At 71.8% G+C, this 20,083-nt stretch carries 18 protein-coding genes; 5 read left to right on the top strand and 13 right to left on the bottom strand.

Features of this window, described 5'->3' with window-relative positions:
- The 3 genes from ACH4U7_RS47815 to ACH4U7_RS47825 all read left to right on the top strand — a co-directional run bounded on the left by ACH4U7_RS47815 (window position 1) and on the right by ACH4U7_RS47825 (window position 3,331).
- Window positions 1-1,614: an FAD-dependent oxidoreductase gene (locus tag ACH4U7_RS47815; RefSeq protein ID WP_398534021.1), complete on the top strand. Its 1,614-nt coding sequence runs from the start codon at window positions 1-3 to the stop codon at window positions 1,612-1,614.
- Window positions 1,615-2,019: 405 nt separating this feature from the next.
- Complete coding sequence (locus ACH4U7_RS47820) at window positions 2,020-2,490, top strand: hypothetical protein (protein WP_398534022.1); 471 nt, start codon at window positions 2,020-2,022, stop codon at window positions 2,488-2,490.
- 169 nt (window positions 2,491-2,659) lie between these two features.
- Window positions 2,660-3,331 (top strand): FadR/GntR family transcriptional regulator, encoded by a 672-nt coding sequence (locus ACH4U7_RS47825; protein WP_014181029.1) that lies wholly within the window; start codon window positions 2,660-2,662, stop codon window positions 3,329-3,331.
- Window positions 3,332-3,425: 94 nt separating this feature from the next.
- Here the strand turns inward: ACH4U7_RS47825 and ACH4U7_RS47830 are convergent, their stop codons facing one another.
- The 7 genes from ACH4U7_RS47830 to ACH4U7_RS47860 all read right to left on the bottom strand — a co-directional run bounded on the left by ACH4U7_RS47830 (window position 3,426) and on the right by ACH4U7_RS47860 (window position 11,341).
- Entirely contained in the window at window positions 3,426-4,274 is an 849-nt protein-coding gene (locus ACH4U7_RS47830) for an amidohydrolase family protein (protein ID WP_398534041.1), read from the bottom strand.
- A gap of 71 nt (window positions 4,275-4,345) precedes the next feature.
- Complete coding sequence (locus tag ACH4U7_RS47835) at window positions 4,346-5,353, bottom strand: aldo/keto reductase (protein WP_398534023.1); 1,008 nt, start codon at window positions 5,351-5,353, stop codon at window positions 4,346-4,348.
- Between the two features lie 19 nt (window positions 5,354-5,372).
- Window positions 5,373-6,422, bottom strand: a complete 1,050-nt coding sequence (locus ACH4U7_RS47840; RefSeq protein WP_398534024.1) for an ABC transporter permease — start codon at window positions 6,420-6,422, stop codon at window positions 5,373-5,375.
- The gene (locus tag ACH4U7_RS47845; protein WP_398534025.1) at window positions 6,419-8,071 is read right to left on the bottom strand and encodes a sugar ABC transporter ATP-binding protein; all 1,653 of its coding nucleotides are present in this window, start codon (window positions 8,069-8,071) and stop codon (window positions 6,419-6,421) included. The genes ACH4U7_RS47840 and ACH4U7_RS47845 overlap by 4 nt, the downstream gene beginning before the upstream one ends.
- Before the next feature lie 2 nt (window positions 8,072-8,073).
- Window positions 8,074-9,108, bottom strand: coding sequence for a sugar ABC transporter substrate-binding protein (locus tag ACH4U7_RS47850; protein ID WP_398534026.1), 1,035 nt, complete (start codon window positions 9,106-9,108; stop codon window positions 8,074-8,076).
- A gap of 83 nt (window positions 9,109-9,191) precedes the next feature.
- Entirely contained in the window at window positions 9,192-9,977 is a 786-nt protein-coding gene (locus tag ACH4U7_RS47855) for an SDR family NAD(P)-dependent oxidoreductase (RefSeq protein ID WP_398534027.1), read from the bottom strand.
- Window positions 9,974-11,341 (bottom strand): enolase C-terminal domain-like protein, encoded by a 1,368-nt coding sequence (locus ACH4U7_RS47860; RefSeq protein ID WP_398534042.1) that lies wholly within the window; start codon window positions 11,339-11,341, stop codon window positions 9,974-9,976. The genes ACH4U7_RS47855 and ACH4U7_RS47860 overlap by 4 nt, the downstream gene beginning before the upstream one ends.
- Before the next feature lie 325 nt (window positions 11,342-11,666).
- Between ACH4U7_RS47860 and ACH4U7_RS47865 the strand changes: the two genes are divergently transcribed.
- Window positions 11,667-12,812, top strand: a complete 1,146-nt coding sequence (locus ACH4U7_RS47865; protein WP_398534028.1) for a PAC2 family protein — start codon at window positions 11,667-11,669, stop codon at window positions 12,810-12,812.
- 225 nt (window positions 12,813-13,037) lie between these two features.
- On the opposite strand, the gene mshC is transcribed toward ACH4U7_RS47865, so the two are convergent.
- The 4 genes from mshC to ACH4U7_RS47885 form a co-directional block, all read right to left on the bottom strand.
- The gene (gene mshC, locus ACH4U7_RS47870) at window positions 13,038-14,267 is read right to left on the bottom strand and encodes a cysteine--1-D-myo-inosityl 2-amino-2-deoxy-alpha-D-glucopyranoside ligase (RefSeq protein WP_398534029.1); all 1,230 of its coding nucleotides are present in this window, start codon (window positions 14,265-14,267) and stop codon (window positions 13,038-13,040) included.
- 122 nt (window positions 14,268-14,389) lie between these two features.
- Window positions 14,390-15,280: an SCO1664 family protein gene (locus ACH4U7_RS47875; protein WP_398534030.1), complete on the bottom strand. Its 891-nt coding sequence runs from the start codon at window positions 15,278-15,280 to the stop codon at window positions 14,390-14,392.
- Window positions 15,244-15,834, bottom strand: a complete 591-nt coding sequence (locus ACH4U7_RS47880; protein ID WP_385626574.1) for a DUF3090 domain-containing protein — start codon at window positions 15,832-15,834, stop codon at window positions 15,244-15,246. The genes ACH4U7_RS47875 and ACH4U7_RS47880 overlap by 37 nt, the downstream gene beginning before the upstream one ends.
- Before the next feature lie 140 nt (window positions 15,835-15,974).
- A complete protein-coding gene (locus ACH4U7_RS47885) occupies window positions 15,975-16,694 on the bottom strand; it encodes a histidine phosphatase family protein (protein WP_398534031.1) in 720 nt (239 codons plus the stop codon).
- Window positions 16,695-16,777: 83 nt separating this feature from the next.
- Between ACH4U7_RS47885 and corA the strand changes: the two genes are divergently transcribed.
- Complete coding sequence (gene corA / locus ACH4U7_RS47890) at window positions 16,778-17,767, top strand: magnesium/cobalt transporter CorA (RefSeq protein WP_398534032.1); 990 nt, start codon at window positions 16,778-16,780, stop codon at window positions 17,765-17,767.
- 67 nt (window positions 17,768-17,834) lie between these two features.
- Here the strand turns inward: corA and ACH4U7_RS47895 are convergent, their stop codons facing one another.
- The gene (locus ACH4U7_RS47895; RefSeq protein WP_398534033.1) at window positions 17,835-18,623 is read right to left on the bottom strand and encodes a ferritin-like domain-containing protein; all 789 of its coding nucleotides are present in this window, start codon (window positions 18,621-18,623) and stop codon (window positions 17,835-17,837) included.
- Between the two features lie 305 nt (window positions 18,624-18,928).
- Window positions 18,929-19,978, bottom strand: coding sequence for an LLM class F420-dependent oxidoreductase (locus ACH4U7_RS47900; protein WP_398534034.1), 1,050 nt, complete (start codon window positions 19,976-19,978; stop codon window positions 18,929-18,931).
- Between the last annotated feature and the right edge of the window lie 105 nt (window positions 19,979-20,083).

Raw genomic sequence — 20,083 nt, forward strand, 5'->3', positions numbered from 1 at the left:
ATGACCACCCTGCAGAGCGTCCCGGCCCTAGGGACGCACCCGGCTGCCGGCTCGCTTCCGAGCCGCGCCGAAACCCGGGAACAGCTGTCCAAGGCAACGCATGACCTCCTGGTGATCGGCGGCGGCATTCTGGGCATCACCACTGCCTGGCACGCGGCGCAGTCGGGACTGCGGGTGGCCATGGTGGACGCCGGCGACTTCGCCGGCGCCACCTCCTCGGCCTCCTCCAAGCTGCTCCACGGCGGTCTGCGCTATCTGCAGACCGGCGCGGTCAAGCTGGTCGCCGAGAATCACTTCGAGCGGCGCGCGGTCTCCCGCAGCGTCGCCCCCCACCTGGCGAATCCGCTCACCTTCTACCTGCCGGTCTACAAGGGCGGCCCGCACGGCGCGGCCAAGCTCGGCGCGGGCGTGTTCGCGTACTCGGCCCTCTCCGCCTTCCGGGACGGCGTCGGCCATGTGATCAGCGCCGACAAGGCCGCACGGGACGTCCCCGAGCTGCGCACCGACGGCCTCAAGGCGGTCGCGGTGTACGGCGACGGCCAGATGAACGACAGCCGCATGGCCCTGATGACGGTGCGGGCGGCCGTGGAGGCGGGCGCGACCGTGCTCAACCACGCCGAGGTGGTGGGGCTGCGGAAGACCGACGGCCGGGTCACCGGCGCGGAGCTCCGGGACCGCCTGGACGGGACCGAGTTCGGGGTGAACGCCCGTCTGGTGCTGAACGCCACCGGTCCGTGGGTGGACCACCTGCGCAGGATGGAGGACCCGAACGCGGCCCCGTCCATCCGGCTCTCCAAGGGCGCGCACCTGGTCCTCAAGCGCACCGCGCCGTGGCGCGCGGCGCTGGCGACCCCGATCGACAAGTACCGCATCACCTTCGCCCTCCCCTGGGAGGACATGCTGCTGCTGGGCACCACCGACGAGGCGTACGAGGGCGACCCGGCCGATGTCCGGGTGAACGAGCAGGACATCACCCAGATACTCGACGAGGCCGCCTTCTCCATCCGGGACCAGCAGCTCTCCCGCGACCTGATCACCTACTCCTTCGCCGGTCTTCGGGTGCTGCCCGGCGGCCCCGGGGACACCGCCAAGGCCAAGCGGGAGACGGTCGTCACCGAGGGCCGCGGTGGGATGCTCTCCATCGCGGGCGGCAAGTGGACCACCTTCCGCCACATCGGCCGCACCGTGATGAACAAGCTCGCGCAGCTGCCGGGCCACCCGCTCGCGGACGATATGGAGCCCATATCCCAGCTGCCCAAGCACGTCCCGCTGCCGGGCCTGGCCAACCCGCACGCGGTCGCCCACCGGCTGCTGGTGGACGGTGGCACCCCCGGCCCCCGGATGGCCGCGGACACCGCGCGCCACCTGGCGACGCACTACGGTTCGCTCTCCTTCGACATCGCGCGGCTGGCCAACGAGGACCCGGCGCTCGGTGAGCGGATCCACCCGGACGCGCCGGAGATCTGGGCCCAGGTCGTCTACGCCCGCGACCACGAGTGGGCGCAGACGGCGGACGATGTGCTGCGCCGCCGCACCACCTTGACGATCCGCGGACTGGACGGCGACGAGGTGCGCGCCCGGGTCCAGAAGCTGCTGGACCACCGCGCGGTCTGACGGGCCCGGCCCGTACGTCGCCCGTAGCCCCGTACGCCCGTACGCCCGTACGTCTGAGGGGGAGGCTCCGCCGTGGAGCCTCCCCCTCGGCCACTGCGCCAACTGACTCGCCAGTAAAAAATCAATGAATCGCTCTTGCGTTCTTCGGTGGCTCGCGCATCAATAACAGCGCCCCGCCTGACGGCAAGTCAGGACTGGTGGCGATCTGCGCGAGGCCCGAGCCGCAGCCCCGCGTGATCTCACCCCCCGCACCGCGCACACGTACGCAGCGACGCGCCCTCGGGCGCGCCCGGGATCCCGCCGTGTCTCATGTGCGCCGCTCCACGCAACAAGTCAACAAGCAACAAGCGCAACAAGCACTGACGCGGCTAGGCAGGCACTTCCCCCACACCGGAAGGCAATCCCATGAGACGCATGAAACTCGGGATCGGCACGGCACTGGGAGCAGCGGGAATGGCCATGGGCGCGCTCGCGCTCGCGCCGACCGCCAACGCGGTCGACCCGACCACCGCGACAATCTCGGCCGAGTGCGGGACCTACGGCTCCGGCCAGGCCACCCTCACGGCCACGCAGAGCGGGACCTCCGCGACCATCACCCTGTCCTCGGGTGCCATCAAGGCGCCCATCGACGTTCCGGCGGGCTCGGTCAGCTCCACGCTGACCCTGTCGAAGAACGGCTCCGGAACCACGACGTTCACCGGCAACTCCAACCCGGCCATGCCGAGCGGTTCCGACGTGACCACCGGCCCGCTCAAGGGCACGGTCGCCGCTGGTGACAAGCTCGAGGCCAAGTCGCTGAAGCTGGTGATCTTCGGTCTCATCACGGTGAACTGCACCGCCACCTCGGCCCAGTCGCCGGGTCCGTTCACCTTCTGATCGCGTACAGCACGGCCCGAAACCCCATGTGATCGCCAGCGGATCGGCGTCCACCCCGGCAGGGGACGCCGGTCCGTTCGGCGTGCCATGCTGCCCTCGTCGACGAGCAGCCGACGTCAGGCGCCATAATGGAGGCAGACATCGGATGTCTGACCCGGGGAGGTCCATGATGGCGGTCACCGACGAGGCGATCGAAAAGATCAAAGGCATGATCGTCTCGGGTGCGCTGCGCCCGGGTGACCGGCTTCCCAAAGAGAGCGAACTCGCCGCCGAGCTGGGCCTGTCCCGCAACTCGCTGCGCGAGGCGGTGCGCGCCCTGTCGCTGATCCGGATCCTGGACGTGCGCCAGGGCGACGGTACGTACGTCACCAGCCTGGACCCGCAGCTGCTGCTGGAGGCGCTGAGCTTCGTCGTCGACTTCCACCGGGACGACACGGTGCTGGAATTCCTCGCGGTCCGGCGCATCCTGGAGCCCGCGGCCACCGCGCAGGCCTGCGCCCGGATCAGCGACGCCACGCTCGACGCGCTGGCCGCGCAGCTCGACGCGCTCGGGCCGGAGCCCTCGGTGGAGGAACTGGTCGCCTGCGACCTGGAGTTCCACCGGGGCATCGTCCAGGCCTCCGGCAACTCGGTGCTGTGCTCGCTGCTGGACGGCCTGTCCGGGCCCACCACCCGCGCCCGCGTCTGGCGCGGACTGACCCAGGAGGACGCGGTCAGCCGCACGCTGCACGAGCACCGGGCGATCCTGGGCGCGCTGCGGGACCGCGACGCGGAGGCGGCGCGGTCCTGGGCGACGGTGCATGTCGCGAGCGTGGAGCAGTGGCTGCGCTCGACGCTGTGACGGGGCGTTCGGGCCGTACGCACCTCGGTACCCAGGCCGTACGCACCTGGGTACCCAGGCCGTACGCGCCTGGGTGTCCAAGCCGTACGCGGTGCTATGCCTTCAGGCCGTACGCACGGACCGCCGTGCCCCCGAACACCGCCGCCCGCTCCGCCTCCGTGAGGCGGAGCGTGGCGCGGCCGGCCAGGTCGGCCACCTGGTCGTAGGACGCGGCCAGGGTGCACACCGGCCAGTCGGACCCGAAGAGCACCCGGTCGGGGCCGAAGGCGTCCAGCACATGCCAGGCATAGGGCAGCACCTGCTCCGGCTGCCAGCCGTCCCAGTCGGCCTCGGTCACCAGGCCGGAGAGCTTGCAGACGACGTTCGGCAGGGCCGCCAGCTCGGTCAGCTGCCGGTCCCACGGGTCGCGGGCGCCGCTCGCGACGGGCGGCTTGGCCGCGTGGTCGAGGACGAAGCGCACCTCGGGCAGGTCGCGGACGACGTCGATGGCCGCGGGCAGCTCGCGCGGGGTGACCAGCAGGTCGTAGGCGAGGTCCGCCCCGGCCAACTGGGTCAGCCCCCGGCGGACGTCGGGGCGGTCCAGCCACCGCTGGTCCGGCTCGTCCTGCACCTGGTGGCGCAGGCCGGCGAGGCGGTCGCCGCCGGGCGCGGCGCGCAGGGCCGCGAGCACATCGGGCAGGCCGGGGTCGGTGAGGTCGGCCCAGCCCACGACGCCCGCGACACGGTCGAACGCCTCGGCTGTGGCGAGGAGTTCCAGCGTCTCCTCGTGCGAGGAGCTGGACTGGACGACGACGGTGGCGTCGACGCCGTGCGCGGCGAGGTGCGGCTCCAGGTCCTCGAGGGTGAACGTACGGCGGATCGGGTCGGCCCAGGGGCCGTCCATCCACGGCTGTTCGCGGCGGTCCAGGTCCCACAGGTGGTGATGGGCGTCGATGCGCGGCACGGAGGGGCGCTCCTCGGGATCGGCGGCGGGTCGGCGGTCGGACAACAGGCGGTCGGTCGGTGTGGGCTCAGTCAGCGGGCGATCGGCAGGGGGACATCCTCGTCGAGCAGGCCCCTGTCCACCAGGGCCCGCCACAGCTCGTCCGGGATGTCGTGGCCGAACATCTCGGCGTTGTCCCGCACCTCCTCGGGCGAGGCGCAGCCGACGACCGCCGCGGCCACGGCCGGGTGGCCGAAGGGGAAACGCAGGGCCGCCGCCCGCAGCGGCACGCCGAACTCGCCGCAGACCGCGGCCAGCTGCCGGGCGCGCTCCAGCATGTCGGGGGGCGTCCGCTCGTAGTTGTAGTGCGCGTCCGGGCTCGGGTCGGCGAGCAGCCCGGAGTTGTAGACGCCGCCGACCACCACGGAGATGCCGCGCCGCTCGCACGCCGGCAGCAGGTCGTCGTAGGCGGTGCGCTCCAGGAGGGTCCAGCGGCCGGCGCACAGCACCACGTCGACATCGAGGTCGGCCACGAACCGGGCGAGCACATCGCTGTGGTTCATGCCGAAGCCGATGGCGCGTACGCGCTTCTGGTCGCGCAGCTCGGCCAAGGCCGGGAAGGCCGTCTCACAGACCTCGCGGATGTGGTTTTCCACATCGTGGAGGTAGACGATGTCCACGCTCTCCAGGCCGAGGCGGTCCAGCGAGGACTCCAGGGTGGCGCGGATCCCGTCCCGGGTCAGCCGCCACTCGCGGACGCGGTCCGGGGTGTCGACAAACCCCTGGGCGTCGACCGGCTCCCCGGGCTTCCGGGGCCGCAGGGCGCGCCCCACCTTGGTGGAGACGGTGTACGAGGCGCGGTCGCGGCCCGTCAGCGCGCGGCCAAGGCGCTCCTCCGACAGGCCGACCCCATAGTGCGGCGCGGTGTCCATATAGGTGCATCCGGCCTCGAATGCGGCCTGGACGGTGGCCAGGGCGCGCTCGTCGGGCATGGCCGTGTACAGATTGCCCAGGGGCGCGCAGCCGAGCCCGAGCGCCGGTACGTACACGCCCGTGCGCCCGAGCTCGCGCGGCCCTCCGGCCCCAGGTGGCTGCGCCATGGGTCACCCGTCCTTCTGGTCAGTCCTGCTTCTCGCCGCTGGCGTAGCGGGAGATGATGAGCGCGACGATGATGATCGAGCCGTTGATGAACTGGTTCCACAGGGGCGGTACGCCGCCGAGCGTCATCACATTGACCACCAACTGCAGCGTAAGCACACCCGTGAGCGCCCCGAAGAGCGTGCCGCGCCCGCCCTTGAGGCTGATGCCTCCGATGACCGCGGCGGCGAACACCTGGAAGATCCAGCCGTTGCCCTGGGTGGCGGCCACCGAGCCGTAGTGGCCGGTGTAGAGGATGCCGGCGAAGGCGGCGAGCAGCCCGCCGACGGACAGCACGATCCAGGTGATCCGGTCGACCCGGATGCCTGCCGCGCGGGCGGCCTCCGGGTTGCCGCCGATGGCGTACAGCGCGCGCCCGTGCCGCAGATAGCCCAGCGCCAGGCCGCCGATCGCGTACAGCCCCAGGCAGATCCACACGGCCGCCGGGGCGCCCATCCAGTCGGCCTTGCCCAGGTAGCGGAAGGACTCGGGGACGTTGATGATCGACTGGCCCTCGGCGACGCCGACCTGGAGGCCGCGCAGCATGGTGAGCATGCCGAGGGTGGCGATGAACCCGTTGACGCGCAGTTTGAGGATGAGGAAGCCGTTGGCCGCCCCGATCGCGGCGCCGACGGCCAGGCACAGCGGGATCGCGGTCCAGGTGGGCAGCAGGCCCAGGCCCTCGAACCGGGCGCCGTGGGCGGGCAGCACCAGCCACAGGGCGATCACGGGCGCGACGGCGATGGTCGACTCCAGGGAGAGGTCCATCCGCCCGCAGATCAGGATCAGCGCCTCGCCCAGCACCAGCAGCCCCAGCTCGGTGGACTGCTGGACGACGCCGATCAGATTGTCCTGGGTGAGGAAGGCGGGCGAGACGATGAAGCCGATCACGCCCAGCACGAAGATCACCGGGACCAGCGACAGATCCCGCCAGCGGGCGATGTCGATCTTCGGCCGTGCCCGTCCCGCCCTCGCCGCAGCTTCACCGGCCGCCACCACTTCGGCGGGGCGCTGCCGTGTGGTATCGGTCATGACTGGCTTCCCTCTCTCCCCTTGAACGCGCGGTTTCTGCCGTCTCCTGCCGGCCCTTCTGCTCTTTCTGCGCCGTGCTCCGTCTCCGGTCCCGCCATCCCCTCCATCGCGGCTACCAGCCCGCGGTCGCTCCAGTCGCTGCCGAACTCGGCCACGACGCGCCCGTGGAAGAACGCCAGAACGCGGTCGCACACCCGCAGGTCGTCCAGTTCGTCGGAGACGATCAGCGCGCCGCTGCCGGCCGCCGCCACCTCCCGTACGACGCCCAGCAGCGCGTCCTTGGACTTCACGTCCACGCCGGCGGTCGGGCGGATGGCCACCAGGACGCTCGGCTCGCGCGCCAGCGCCCGCGCGATGACGACCTTCTGCTGGTTGCCGCCCGAGAGGCCGGAGACGACCTGCCCGGGGCCCGAGGTCTTGATGTCGAGCGAGGCGATCATGCGGCCGGCGAAGGCCCGGGTCCGGGAGGGCAGCACCGTCCCGAAGGGGCCGAGCTGGTCGGCCACCGTCAGCGTGGCGTTCTCGGCGACGCTACGGCCCAGGACCAGGCCCTGGCGGTGCCGGTCCTCGGGTACGTACCCGATGCCCGCGTCGATGGCGTGCGGCACGCTTCCGGGGCGCACGGCGCGGCCGCGCACCACCACCCGCCCGCCGTCCTGCTTGCGCAGCCCCACCAGGGTCTCGCCGACCGCGGTGTTGCCGCTGGCCGTCGCCCCGGCCAGGCCCACCACCTCGCCCGGCCGCACCACCAGGTCGAGTGGGTCGAACTCGCCCGCGCGGGACAGCGCTTCGGTGCGCAGCACCGGCTCCGCGCCCGGACCGGCCTCCTCGCCTGGTACGGCCGCGGGCACCGCGCCCCGCACCCCCTTGGGCGGCCCGGCCTCGGCGTCCCCGGTCATCGCCGCGACCAGTTCGTCCTTGGGCAGCTCGGCGACCGGGGCGGTCACCACGTGCCGGGCGTCGCGGAAGACGGTGACGGTGTCGCAGAGTTCGTAGACCTCCTGTAGATGGTGCGAGATGAACAGGAAGGCGACGCCCTGGCGGCGCAGTTCGCGCAGCTTGCTGAAGAGCCGTTCGATGCCGCCCGCGTCGAGCTGCGCGGTGGGCTCGTCGAGGATGATCAGACGGGCGCCGAAGGACAGCGCCCTGGCGATCTCGACGAACTGCCCCTGCTCGACGGTGAGGTCCTTGGCGCGGGTCTGCGGGTCGACGTCCACCCCGTACTCGGCCAGCAGGGCGCGGGCGTCCTCGCGCAGCGCGCGCCAGCGGATCCGCGAGGTGCCCTGGAAGCGGCCGAGGTAGAGGTTTTCGGCGACCGTCAGGTCGGGCACCACCATGGACTTCTGGTAGACGCAGGCCACCTTGCGCTGCCAGGCGGCGGTGTCGCCGTAGCCGGGGGCGGGCTCGTCCGAGAAGGTGACGGTGCCCTCGTCGGGGCGTTCCATGCCGGTCAGCACGGACACCAGCGTGGACTTGCCCGCCCCGTTGCGCCCGACCAGCGCATGGGCCTCCCCCGGCCGTACGGCCAGATGCGCGCGGTCCAGGGCCAGGGTCGGCCCGAACCGTTTGACGATGCGCTCCGCCCGTACGACGGTGGGCTCCGCGGAGGTTGGCTGGTCAGCGGCGGCGGGCTGGTCAGCGACGGCCATGGCTACTTCTTCTCGAGCTGGTTGGCCCACAGCTTCTTGTCGTCGACGTTCTCCTTGGTGACCAGCGGCGCCGGGAGCTGGTCCTCCAGGCCATTCTTGATCTTGACGATCTCGGAGTCGTGATCGGTCTTGCCAGGTTTGAACTTCTTGCCGTCCAGAGCCGCCTTGGCGTATTCCAGCGCGTACTTGGCGTACAGGTCGGCGGGCTGGGAGAGGGTGGCGTCGATCTTCCCGGAGCGGATCGCGTCCAGCTCCTCCGGGATGCCGTCGTTGGAGATGATCGTGATGTGCCCGTCGGACCCGGCGGGCTTGAGCAGCTTCTTCTGCTCCAGCAGCGCGAGCGTGGGCTGCAGGAAGGCGCCACCGGCCTGCATATAGATGCCGTCGAGATCCTTGTGCTGGGCCAGCAGGCTCTGCAGCTTGGCGGAGGCGACGTCGCCCTTCCAGTCGGTGGGCAGCTCGTGCACCTTGATGCCCGGGAACTTCTCCTTCATGCAGGAGGCAAACGCCTCGGAGCGATCGCGGCCGTTGATGGAGCTGAGGTCGCCCTGCAGCTCGGCGACCCGGCCCTTGCCGCCCAGCTGCTTGCCCAGGTACTCGCAGGCGTTGGTGCCGTAGGCGCGGTTGTCGGCCCGTACGACCATGTAGACCTCGCCCGCGTCCGGGCGGGTGTCCACGCTGACGACGGGGATCTTCTTCTCCTTGAGATCGTCCAGGGTGGAGGAGATCGCGCCGGTGTCCTGGGGGGCCATGATGATCGCCTTGGCGCCCTGGTCGGTGAATGCCTGGACGTTGGCGACGAGCTTGGCGATGTCGTTCTGCGAGTTGGACAGCGGCAGCGCGTTGACCGTGCCGTCGTCGATGCCCTTCTCGAGGTACTGCTGATAGGAGTTCCAGAAGTCCGTGTCGGTGCGCGGCATGTCGATGCCGACCTTGCCACCGCCGGCGCCGTTGCTCTCGCGGTTGCAGCCTGCGAGAGCGGCGGCGGCGAGCAGCACGGCACAGGCGACGGTGCCGGTCGTGCGGAGTCTCGTCATCGAGTCCCGTCCTTGATCGAGTGGTGCGGCTCTGTGCTCCAGGGCTGTGGGGTCGTGCTGGGGGCGTACACCCCGCGGATCCATTAGGTGGCGGGGCGCAGGCGCAGGCCCTGCATCCCCCCGTCGACGGCCAGCGCGGTGCCGGTGACGGCCGCGGCGGCGGGGCTGGCCAGATACGCGACGGCCGCCGCCACCTCGTCGGCGGCCACCAGCCGTCCGGTCGGCTGACGGGATTCCAGGGCGGCGCGCTCGGCCGCCGGGTCGTCGGCCCGGCCGAGCAGCCGGCCGACCCAGGGGGTGTCGACGGTGCCGGGGTTGACGCAGTTGACGCGGATGCCCTCGCGTATGTGGTCGGCGGCCATGGCCAGGGTTAGCGATAGCACCGCGCCCTTGCTGGCGCTGTAGGCGGCGCGCTGCGGCAGCCCCGCGGTGGCCGCGATCGAGCAGGTGTGGGTGATGGAGACGCTGCCGGGCCGCTCTGCCGCCGCGGCGCGCAGATGGGGCAGCGCGGCGCGGGCGGTACGGACCAGGCCCAGGACGTTGACGTCCAGCACCCGGTGCCACTCGTCGTCGGCGTTGTCCTCGACGGTGCCGATGGCGCCGATCCCGGCGTTGCCCACGACGGTGTGCAGCGCCCCGAACTCGGCGACGGCCTCGGCGACGCCGCTTTGTATCGCCTCGTCCGAAGTGACGTCGGCCTTCACCGCCAGGGTGCCGGCGGGGGCGCCGGCCGGGTCACGGTCGAGCACCGCGACCCGCGCACCGCGGTCGCGCAGCAGGGTGGCGATCGCGGCGCCGATACCAGAGGCGCCGCCGGTGACCAGCGCGGCCAGTCCCTCGAAGTCGCCGGTCGGGTGGGCCTGGTTCAAGAGGTTCCCTCCTGTTGTGCGGCGTTCCGGGCCTGCCACTCGGGCCCGTCCGGGTAGCGGTAGGCGGCGATGGACTCGGGGTGCATCCGGGCGGAGAAGCCGGGCGCGGCCGGGGCGAGATAGCGGCCGCCCTCGACGACGGCCGGGTCGGCGAAGTGCTCGTGGAGATGGTCGACGTACTCGATGGCCCGGTCCTCCCAGCTGCCCGAGACCGCGACGAAGTCGAACATGGCCAGATGCTGGACGAGTTCACACAGGCCCACCCCGCCGGCGTGCGGGCAGACCGGCACGCCGAACTTGGCGGCGAGCAGCATGATCGCCAGGTTCTCGTTGACGCCGGCCACCCGCGCCGCGTCGATCTGTACGAAGTCGACGGCGCCGGCCTGGAGCAGCTGCTTGAACACGACGCGGTTGGCGACATGTTCGCCGGTGGCGACCTTGACGGGCTGTCCGCTGCGGATGGCGGCGTGCCCGAGGACGTCGTCGGGACTGGTGGGCTCCTCGATCCAGTGCGGCTCGTACGGCGCCAGGGCGCGCATCCAGCGCAGCGCCTCGGCCACGTCCCAGCGCTGGTTGGCGTCGGCCGCGATCCGCACCTCGGGGCCGACGGCCTCGCGGGCCAGGCGCATCCGCCGCAGGTCTTCGTCGAGGTCGCCGCCGACCTTGAGCTTGATCTGTTCGAAGCCGTCGGCGACGGCCTCCTGCGCGAGCTTGATCATTTTCTCGTCGGAGTAGCCGAGCCAGCCCGGGGAGGTGGTGTAGGCGGGATAGCCCCGTTCGCGCAGCTGGGCGGCCCGCTCGGCGCGGCCCGGCTCGGCGGCGCGCAGGATCTCCAGCGCCTCCTCAGGGGTGAGGGCGTCGGTGAGATAGCGGAAGTCGACCAGCTCGACGAGGTCTTCGGGCGGCATATCGGCGAGGAACTGCCACAGTGGCTTGCCCGCCTGCCGGGCGGCGAGGTCCCAGGCGGCGTTGACCACCGCACCGGCCGCCATATGCATCACGCCCTTCTCAGGGCCGAGCCAGCGCAGCTGCGAATCGTGTGTCAGATCCCGGTAGAGGGCGCCGAGGTCGGCGGCGGTCAGCGGGGCGGGGCGGCCCACGACATGGGGGCGCAGCGAGCGGATCGCGGCCGCGGTGACATCGTTGCCACGGCCGATCGTGAAGACGAAGCCGTGCCCCTCGGCCGGGGCGCCACCGGTCTCGTCGGCCGCGTCCCCCTGCACGCCCTCCGTCGCGTCCGTGCGCAGCACGACGTACGCCGCCGAGTAGTCGGGGTCGGGGTTCATGGCGTCCGAGCCGTCAAGCTGTTCCGAGGTGGGAAACCGGACGTCATGGACCTCGATCTCGGTGACGGTCGGGCGCAATCTCAATGGGGACTCCCTGTACGGCGCGATAGAACATCGGACCTTTCGCGGTGATCCGATGTATAGCGCCGTTTGGGCCCATCCGTCCAGAGGGGTGCACGAAATTCCCTCAGAGCGGCCGAGGAACAGATCGGATGAATCTCTGCTGGCTGCTCCGTTACTGCCCCTGCCTCGCCCTCTGGCTCGCCTCTGCCCCTTGCTCTTCCCCACCCCACACGGGGGCTGCGGCGGGGGGCCCGGGACGCCGTAGGCTTGGGACGATGCGAATGGAACTGCAGCCGGAGGCGGTACGGACCCGTCCGCCCCGGTCGGAAGGAGGCGCTGGGTGATCGAGCTTGAGGGGGTTCCCGAGCTGATCGACCCGGTCATGATCTGTGCCTTCGAGGGCTGGAACGACGCCGGAGACGCCGCCTCCACCGCGGTGGGGCACCTGGATCGGGAATGGAAGGGCGAGGTCTTCGCCGCGCTCGACGCCGAGGACTACTACGACTTCCAGGTCAACCGGCCGACCGTGGCGCTCGAAGGCGGGATCCGCAAGGTCACCTGGCCGACCACCCGGCTCTCGGTGGTCCGCGCGGGCGGCGGCGACAAGCCGCGCGACCTGGTGCTGGTGCGCGGCATCGAACCGAGCATGCGCTGGCGGTCGTTCTGCAACGAGATCCTCGGCTACGCCCATGAGTTGGGCGTCGAGATGGTCGTGGTTCTCGGCGCGCTGCTCGGCGACACCCCGCACACCCGGCCGGTGCCGGTCAGCGGCGTCACCTCCGACCCGGATCTGGCCCGCAGCCTCGACCTGGAGGAGTCGCGCTACGAGGGGCCGACGGGCATCGTCGGCATCCTCCAGGAGGCGTGCACCCACGCCGGCGTTCCGGCGGTCAGCCTGTGGGCGGCCGTACCGCACTACGTCTCGCAGCCGCCGAACCCCAAGGCCACCCTGGCCCTGCTCAACCGCCTCGAGGACCTGATCGGCGTGCGCATCCCGCTCGGCGAGCTGACGGAGGACGCGCGCGCCTGGCAGCTTGGGGTCGATCAACTCGCCGCGGAGGACAGCGAGGTCGCGGAGTACGTCCAGTCGCTGGAGGAGGCCCGCGACACGGCGGAGCTGCCGGAGGCGTCGGGCGAGGCGATCGCCCGCGAATTCGAGCGCTATCTGCGGCGCCGGGACGGCCAGCCGGGCCCGGGCGGCCATGCGACGGACGCGGGCGGCGGGATCGCGGACGGGCGCGAGGGCGGCACGGGCGGCCCCGGCTCCTATCTGCGCGACTCCTCGGCCCCGGGTACGGGGGCCGGCCCCAGCGCCGGCACCAGCCCCAACGCCGGCTCCGGCTCCGGCCCCAGCTCCGGCTCCGCGCGGCCGCGGAGACCTTCGGCGAAGGACGACACGGCGGAGGAGCGGGACGAGAGCGGCGAGAACGGCGAAGGCGACGAGAGCAGCGGCCGCGAGCGCCCGGACGGCGACCAGGACGACTGAGCACGCCCTGGCCCGGGCCGAGCCGGGCCGCCCCGGGCCGGACCCGGAGGCTCAGGCCGAGCCTCCGGGCCGAGCCGCGGATCAAAGCCGTTACGGGCCCTCCCCCGGACCCCAGTAGCCCCCGCATGGCGCCACTGGGCGTACGACAAGGCAAGCAACGGCCGTCGGCCCGGTGCCGCGGCCCGTACGGGGCGCGGCACCGGGCCGACGGGCCGGGTCGCTCTCCTAGAGCGCGACGCCCAGCAGCGCGTCCACCGCGCGGGACACCAGACCCGGCGCCCCCTCGTCCGTGCCGCCCTCGGACGCCTGGGCCGAGGCCCAGCGGTCGACCGCGGCCAGCGCGGACGGGGCGTCGAGGTCGTTGGCCAGAGCGGTGCGGATCTCGTCCAGGAGGGCGTCGGCCGGGGGGCCGTCGGGGCGGGAGACGGCGGCGCGCCAGCGGGCAAGGCGCTCCTGGGCCTCCAGGAGGACGCCGTCGGTCCACTCCCAGTCCTCGCGGTAGTGGTGCGCGAGGAGCGCCAGGCGGATGGCCGCCGGGTCCACGCCGTCGCGGCGCAGCGCGGAGACGAAGACGAGATTGCCCTTGGACTTGGACATCTTCTCACCGTCGAGGGCGACCATGCCCGCGTGGACGTACGCCTTGGCGAACGGCCGCTCCCCGGTGAGCACCTGGGCGTGCGAGGCGCCCATCTCATGGTGGGGGAAGGCGAGATCGGAGCCGCCGCCCTGTATGTCGAAGCCCATGCCGAGGTGGTCCAGCGCGATGGCCACGCACTCTATGTGCCAGCCGGGGCGGCCGCGCCCCAGGGATCCGCCGTCCCAACTCGGCTCGCCCGGACGGGCGGCCAGCCACAGCATGGGGTCCAGGGGGTTCTTCTTGCCGGGGCGGTCCGGGTCGCCGCCGCGCTCGGCCGACAGCAGCCGCATGGCCTCGGCGTCGAGCCCGGAGACGCCGCCGAAGGAGGGGTCCGATTCGACGGAGAAGTAGATGTCGCCCTCGAGCTCGTAGGCGGCACCCGCGTCGCGCAGCCGCTCCACGAGGGGCACGATGCCCGGGATCGCCTCCACGGCGCCGATGTAGTGGCGCGGCGGCAGCATCCGCAGCGCCGTCATGTCCTCGCGGAACAGGGTGGTCTCGCGCTCCGCGAGGGCCGTCCAGTCGTCGCCGTTCGCCACGGCGCGCTCGAGCAGGGGGTCGTCGATATCGGTGACGTTCTGGACGTAGTGCACCTGCCGCTTGGTGTCGAGCCACACGCGTTGTACAAGGTCAAACGCGTTGTAGGTCGCCGCATGCCCCATGTGGGTGGCGTCGTACGGGGTGATCCCGCAGACGTAGATGCGGGCGACGGGGCCGGGGTCGAGGGTGAGCAGTCCCCCGGTCGCGGTGTCGTGGATCCTCAGGTCGCGGCCTCTGCCAGGCAGGGCGGGCACCTCGGAAGCGGGCCAGGCATACATGTGTCGAGCGTAACCGGACGCAGCTTCCGGATACGAACCGGATGGGGCCTAGTTGGCTTGATAGGCGGTCTTGCGGAATCGCCCGTGACCTGCTGTGTCTGCTCCGTCTGACCGGTACGCGGTCAGACCGGGGGCCAGGGGATGGCGGGCCACTGTCCGCTGGGCTTGGGGTGGCGCCCGGACCGCAGCAGGGCCGCGATCCGGGCGCGCAGCGCCGCGATCTCGGCTTCGGTGATCAGCTCGGCCAGCCGGGCGGTGAGCGGATCGCCGTCGGCCAGCCGGTCCGCGAGCCGTCGCAGTACGGTCAGCGCCTCGTCGGGCAGCGGCTCGCCCGCCCAGCCCCACAGCAGGGTGCGCAGCTTGTCGTCCGCGTTGAAGGTCACACCGTGATCAATCGCATAGATCTGCCCGTCGGCGGTGGGCAGCAGATGGCCGCCTTTGCGGTCGCCGTTGTTGATCACGGCGTCGAGGACGGCCAGCCGGCGCAGCCGCTCGTCGTCGGCGTGCACCAGCAGTGCGGTGCGGCCCTCGTCCACCTCGGCGAAGGCGACGGCCTTCCACCCCGGGCCCGGCTCATCGCCGTCGACGAGCGCGAGGAGTTCCGGCGCGCCGTCGCCGTCCTCGCCGGTGGCCGGCTCGATCCACAGCTGGCACATGCCCTGCCCGTACGGCCCGTCCCGCAGCACCGTCGGCGGCACCAGGCCCCAGCCGGTGGCCTCGGAGAGCTCGTACGCCGCGACCTCGCGCTGGGCCAGCGTGCCGTCCGGGAAGTCCCACAGCGGGCGCTCCCCGGCCACCGGCTTGTACACGCAGGCGACGCTGTGGCCCTCGTACTCGACGGTGCAGTACAGCACCGCGTTGGACGCCTCCCGGACCCGGCCGCGCACCGTCAGCTCGCCCAGCGCCAACAGCTCGGACGGCTCGGGAGCCCCCGGAGGCCCGGGGGGCTCCGAAGGCCCGGAGGGCTCCGGAGGCGTCACGCCCCGCGGCGATATCCGTTCTGGCGCGGACATACGTGTCCCTCCGGGTCGAGCGGCAGACTGCACAGCGGGCACGGCGGCCGACCGGCGTTGACGACCTCCAGGGCGCGCTTGGCGAACGCGCGCGCCTGAGGCCCGGTGAGCCGCACCCGAAGCATCGGCGGCCCGTTGACCTCGTCCTGGAGCAGCCGCTCCTCGGCCTCCGCGAGGTCCTCCTCGGACTCGGCCTCCAACTCGACGAGGGCCTGCGCCTCCACGATCATGCGCTGTTCCTCGCCGTCCCAGGCGAGCGCCATGGTGCCGACCCGGAACTCCTCCTCCACGGGGACTTCCAGCGGCGCGGTGTCACTGAGCTCCTGAGGCGCGACGGCCGGCACCGGGGCGTTGCCACCGGTGCGCCGCACCACCTCGTCCAGCAGCTCGTCTATCCGCTCGGCGAGCGCGGCGACCTGGGTCTTCTCCAGCGCGACGCTGGTGGTCCGGCCGCCCCCGGACGCCTGCAGGAAAAAGGTGCGGCGCCCGGGCAGCCCGACCGTGCCGGCGACGAAACGGTCCGGCGGGTCATAGAGGAACACCTGACGGGACAACGTCCTGCTCCATTTGGTTCGGCGTGGTTTGCGACGTGGTTTTCAGGGTCTTGGCTGTCGACTGCTGGGACGCGCGCGTGCCCGGCCACGGCTGTGCGCGGCCCGGCGGCTCCGCGGCACCACCCTACTGCGCTCGGCGATCACGGTGCCCCCGCGCCGCCGCCCACCTCCGCGTCCCCGGTCCGGCCCGCGTCCGCGCCCTCGCCCGGGCCCTCCTCACGGGGCGCGAGGGGCGCGAGGGAGCCGAAGTCGCCGGTGTCGCCCAGCCGCACGACGAAGGGGCGCAGCTGGGTGTAGCGGACGGCGGTGACCGAACAGGGCTCGACCGAGATGCGCTGGAAGAGGTCCAGATGCATGCCGAGGGCGTCGGCGATGAGCGCCTTGATGATGTCGCCGTGCGAGCACATCAGATACACCGCGTCGGCGCCGTGCTCCTCCTCGATCCGGGCGTTCCAGTCGCGCACCGCGTCGACCGCGCGCGCCTGCATCGACCGCATGGACTCGCCGCCCGGGAACGCGGCGGCGGACGGGTGCTGCTGGACGACTCTCATCAGGGGTTCGTCGGCGAGCTCGGCGAGCTTGCGCCCGGACCAGTCGCCGTAGTGGCACTCCCCGATCCGCTCGTCGGTGTGCAGGGGCAGCTCCGGCCGGGCGGCGAGCAGCGGGGCCAGGGTCTCCTGGCAGCGCTGCAGCGGGCTGGTGACGGCGGCGGCGAGCGGCAGCGCGGCGAGCCGTCCGGGCAGAGCCGCGGCCTGGGCGGTGCCGCGCTCGTCGAGTGCGACGCCGGGCGTCCAGCCCGCGAGGACTCCTGCGGTATTGGCGGTGGACCGGCCGTGCCGTACGAGGATGAGCGTGGGCATGACTGCCACCCTACGACCCCCGCACAGCGCTCCCTGGCCCGCCCGGGAGACCGCCCGTGCGCTTTCGCCGCAAGCGGGGCAGAATGCCCCGCGTGATCGTGGACTGTGGCATCTACCAAGACGGGCGGCGTACCGAGGGGCCTGCCGACTTCTCCGACGCCCTCGACCAGGCGCGAGCTGAGGGTGACTCCTTCCTCTGGATCGGCCTGCACGAGCCGACCGAGAAGGAGTTCGAGCTGGTCACCAGCGAGTTCGGGCTGCACCCGCTGGCCGTCGAGGACGCGCTCAGCGCCCACCAGCGGCCCAAGCTGGAGGTCTACGACGACTCGCTGTTCCTGGTGCTGAAGCCGGTCGAGTACGACGACACGGCCGACACCGTCACCACCGGCGAGCTGATGGTGTTCGTCGGCGACTCCTTCGTGGTGACCGTACGGCACGGCCAGACCAATCCGCTGAGCGCGGTGCGCGAGCGGCTGGAGAAGATGCCCGAGGTGCTGCAGCACGGGCCGACGGCCGTGATGTACGCGGTGTCCGACGCGGTCGTGGACCACTACCTGGATGTCGCGGACGCGCTCCGCCTCGACCTGGACGAGCTGGAGACTGAGGTGTTCAGCCCGGTCGGGTCGGCGATGAACACGGCCGGCCGGATCTACGGCTTCAAGCGCCAGGCGCTCGAATTCCGGCGGGCCACGGGACCGCTGGCGGAGCCGATGGCGCGGCTCGCGGGGACGGGGGTACCGTTCGTCCACGAGGGGTCGAGGCCGTTCTTCCGCGATGTCAGCGACCATCTGACCCGCGTGAACGAACATGTCGAGGGGCTGGACCGGCTGCTGTCGGACATACTGGCCGCGCATCTGGCGCAGATGGGCGTGCGGCAGAACGACGACATGCGGAAGATCTCGGCGTGGGCGGCGATGGCCGCGGTGCCCACGCTGATCGCCGGGATCTACGGCATGAACTTCGACCACATGCCCGAGCTGTCGTGGACATGGGGCTATCCGGCGGTGCTGCTGCTCATGGCCGGGGTGGTCTTCGGGCTGCACCGCTTCTTCAGGCGACGCGGCTGGCTGTGACCGGGCGGCGCGGCCTTCGGGCGTAGCGCCGCGGCCCTCGGGTGAACTGGGGTCAGCCGAACCTGGGTCAGGCGAATTCGGGCGCGGGCGTCGCGCGCCCGCCGAGCGCGTCCCGCCGCTCCGGCATCCGCAGCGTCACCATGCGCCGCCAGCCGCCCAGCCACTCGAACAGATACAGCGCGTGGATGCCGGCCGCCAGCAGCGCGGCCCTGGCCCTCGACCAGCCCAGGATGCGGCCCATATGGGCCATGACGGCGAGGCTGACGTCGCGGTGGACCCGCGCTTCGACGAGTGCGCACTCCTTGAGGGCCCGCTGGATGGTCGGGCCGTGCCCGGCGGCGGCAAGGCGCAGCAGTTCCTCGTGGCAGTAGGCGAGGTGGTTGTCCTCGTCGTCCGAGATCATCCTGACCGCGCGGCCGACGAGCGGATCGTCCCCGAAGTACCGGCACAACATCGCCATCTGGGCGGAGGCCCGCTGCTCGGTGACCCGGCTGTGGACGAGGTAGGTGATGATGTCGTGCTCGGTCAGCGGCTCGTCGCGGCGCAGCTTGTCATGGGCGAGACCGATGCCACGCGCTTCGAGCAGCATGGTGTAGTCGGTCTCGCGCGGGACCTCGACCGGTTCGAGGCCGCGCCGGCGCATCAGGGCGTTGAAGATCCTGCCGTGCTTGTCCTCGTCCGCGCCGTGCCGGGTGATCTTCGGGGCGAGGGCGCGCCGGCTCTCCGGTACGAGGGCGGCGATCCTTCCGTTCTCCCAGCCGCCCTGGGCCTCGCCGCTGGCGGCGATGGAGCAGAAGAGCCGGAATGATTCATCGTTGTCGATGATCTCCTGGAACAGCCTTTTCGCCGACAGCATCTCCGCCACCTCCGTGCCCGGCGTCGCACGACCTCCGCGCAGCAAAAGTCAAATGCCGTGCGTCGGCGGCGGCAACAGGTGGGGCGTCCGGCTCCGCCGGACGAGGGACCGCGCGGGCGTCCGCGCGGTCGCGTAACCGCGCGGACGCCGAGGCGTTGTGCTGGGTGACGGCCGTGGCGGGGAAGACACCCCGAGCCCCCACCACGGCCGTGGGCCTTCCCGGACGCCCCGGGGTGCTTCTTCCTACGCCCGGGGTGCTTCTTCCTAAGCCCGGGGGCTGTTTCCTACGCCCGAGGTGCTTCTTCCTAGGCCAGCCCCGCTCGCTCCAGCGCCTCGACGCCCGTACGGAGCCCCGCGATCCGCTCTTCGAGGGTGAAGCCCGCGGGGGACAGCGACAGCGTGGTGACCCCGGCCTCGGCGTACGCCTGCATACGGTCGGCGATGCGCTCGACGGGGCCGAGCAGCGCGGTGGAGTCGATCAGCTCGCGCGGAATGGCCGCGGCCGCGCCCTCCTTGTCGCCGGCCAGGTACTTCTCCTGGATCTCGGCGGCCTCCTTCTCGTACCCCATCCGCTGCGCCAGCTTGTTGTAGAAGTTCTGCTTCGCGCTGCCCATGCCGCCCACGTACAGCGCGGTGTAGGGGCGGAAGATATCGGCGAGGGCGTCGATGTCCTCGCCGACCGCCATCGGGACGGTGGGCACCAGGTCGAAGTCGTCCATGCTCTTGCCCGCCTTCTCCCGGCCGGCGCGGAGCGCGCCCAGGGTCGTCGCCTCGGCGTGCTCGGGCGAGAAGAAGACGAGCAGCGCGCCGTCGGCGATCTCACCGGTCTGCTCGAGGTTCTTGGGGCCGATGGCCGCGATGTACAGCGGGATGTGCTCGCGCACCGGGTGCACGGTGAGCTTGATGGGCTTGCCCGGGCCGCCGGGCAGCGGCAGGGTCCAGTTCTCGCCCTCGTGCGTCAGGCGCTCGCGCGACATGGCCTTGCGGATGATCTCCACATACTCGCGGGTGCGGGCCAGCGGCTTGTCGAATCGCACGCCGTACCAGCCCTCGGAGACCTGCGGCCCGGAGACGCCGAGCCCGAGCCGGAAGCGGCCTCCGGAGAGCGAGTCGAGGGTCGCGGCCGTCATTGCCGTCATCGCGGGCGTACGGGCCGGGATCTGGAAGATGGCGGACCCGACGTCGATGCGCTCGGTCTGTGCGGCCACCCAGCTGAGCACGGTGGCGGCGTCGGAGCCGTACGCCTCGGCGGCCCAGCAGACCGCGTAGCCGAGGCGGTCGGCCTCCCGGGCGACCGCGAGGTTGTCCGCGTCCATCCCGGCGCCCCAGTAGCCGAGATTGATTCCGAGCCTCATGCCGCACCCCTTACCGATCAGTAACGTCCTTGTTGCCCGGACTCTAGCGCGCCGCGTCCGGGTACGTCAGGACCGGGTTATCCACAGGCCGACACGGTTCGATCT

Source organism: Streptomyces sp. NPDC020845 (assembly GCF_044334165.1).
GTDB lineage: Bacteria > Actinomycetota > Actinomycetes > Streptomycetales > Streptomycetaceae > Streptomyces.

Excerpts from the sequence above, each read along its gene's own strand:
- ACH4U7_RS47815 (WP_398534021.1), top strand. The coding sequence starts at position 1 with ATGACCACCCTGCAGAGCGTCCCGGCCCTAGGGACGCACCCGGCTGCC.
- ACH4U7_RS47820 (WP_398534022.1), top strand. The coding sequence starts at position 2,020 with ATGAGACGCATGAAACTCGGGATCGGCACGGCACTGGGAGCAGCGGGA.
- ACH4U7_RS47825 (WP_014181029.1), top strand. The coding sequence starts at position 2,660 with ATGGCGGTCACCGACGAGGCGATCGAAAAGATCAAAGGCATGATCGTC.
- ACH4U7_RS47835 (WP_398534023.1), bottom strand. The coding sequence starts at position 5,353 with ATGGCGCAGCCACCTGGGGCCGGAGGGCCGCGCGAGCTCGGGCGCACG.
- ACH4U7_RS47840 (WP_398534024.1), bottom strand. The coding sequence starts at position 6,422 with ATGACCGATACCACACGGCAGCGCCCCGCCGAAGTGGTGGCGGCCGGT.
- ACH4U7_RS47845 (WP_398534025.1), bottom strand. The coding sequence starts at position 8,071 with ATGGCCGTCGCTGACCAGCCCGCCGCCGCTGACCAGCCAACCTCCGCG.
- ACH4U7_RS47850 (WP_398534026.1), bottom strand. The coding sequence starts at position 9,108 with ATGACGAGACTCCGCACGACCGGCACCGTCGCCTGTGCCGTGCTGCTC.
- mshC (WP_398534029.1), bottom strand. The coding sequence starts at position 14,267 with ATGTATGCCTGGCCCGCTTCCGAGGTGCCCGCCCTGCCTGGCAGAGGC.
- ACH4U7_RS47875 (WP_398534030.1), bottom strand. The coding sequence starts at position 15,280 with ATGTCCGCGCCAGAACGGATATCGCCGCGGGGCGTGACGCCTCCGGAG.
- ACH4U7_RS47885 (WP_398534031.1), bottom strand. The coding sequence starts at position 16,694 with ATGCCCACGCTCATCCTCGTACGGCACGGCCGGTCCACCGCCAATACC.
- corA (WP_398534032.1), top strand. The coding sequence starts at position 16,778 with ATGCCCCGCGTGATCGTGGACTGTGGCATCTACCAAGACGGGCGGCGT.
- ACH4U7_RS47895 (WP_398534033.1), bottom strand. The coding sequence starts at position 18,623 with ATGCTGTCGGCGAAAAGGCTGTTCCAGGAGATCATCGACAACGATGAA.
- ACH4U7_RS47900 (WP_398534034.1), bottom strand. The coding sequence starts at position 19,978 with ATGAGGCTCGGAATCAATCTCGGCTACTGGGGCGCCGGGATGGACGCG.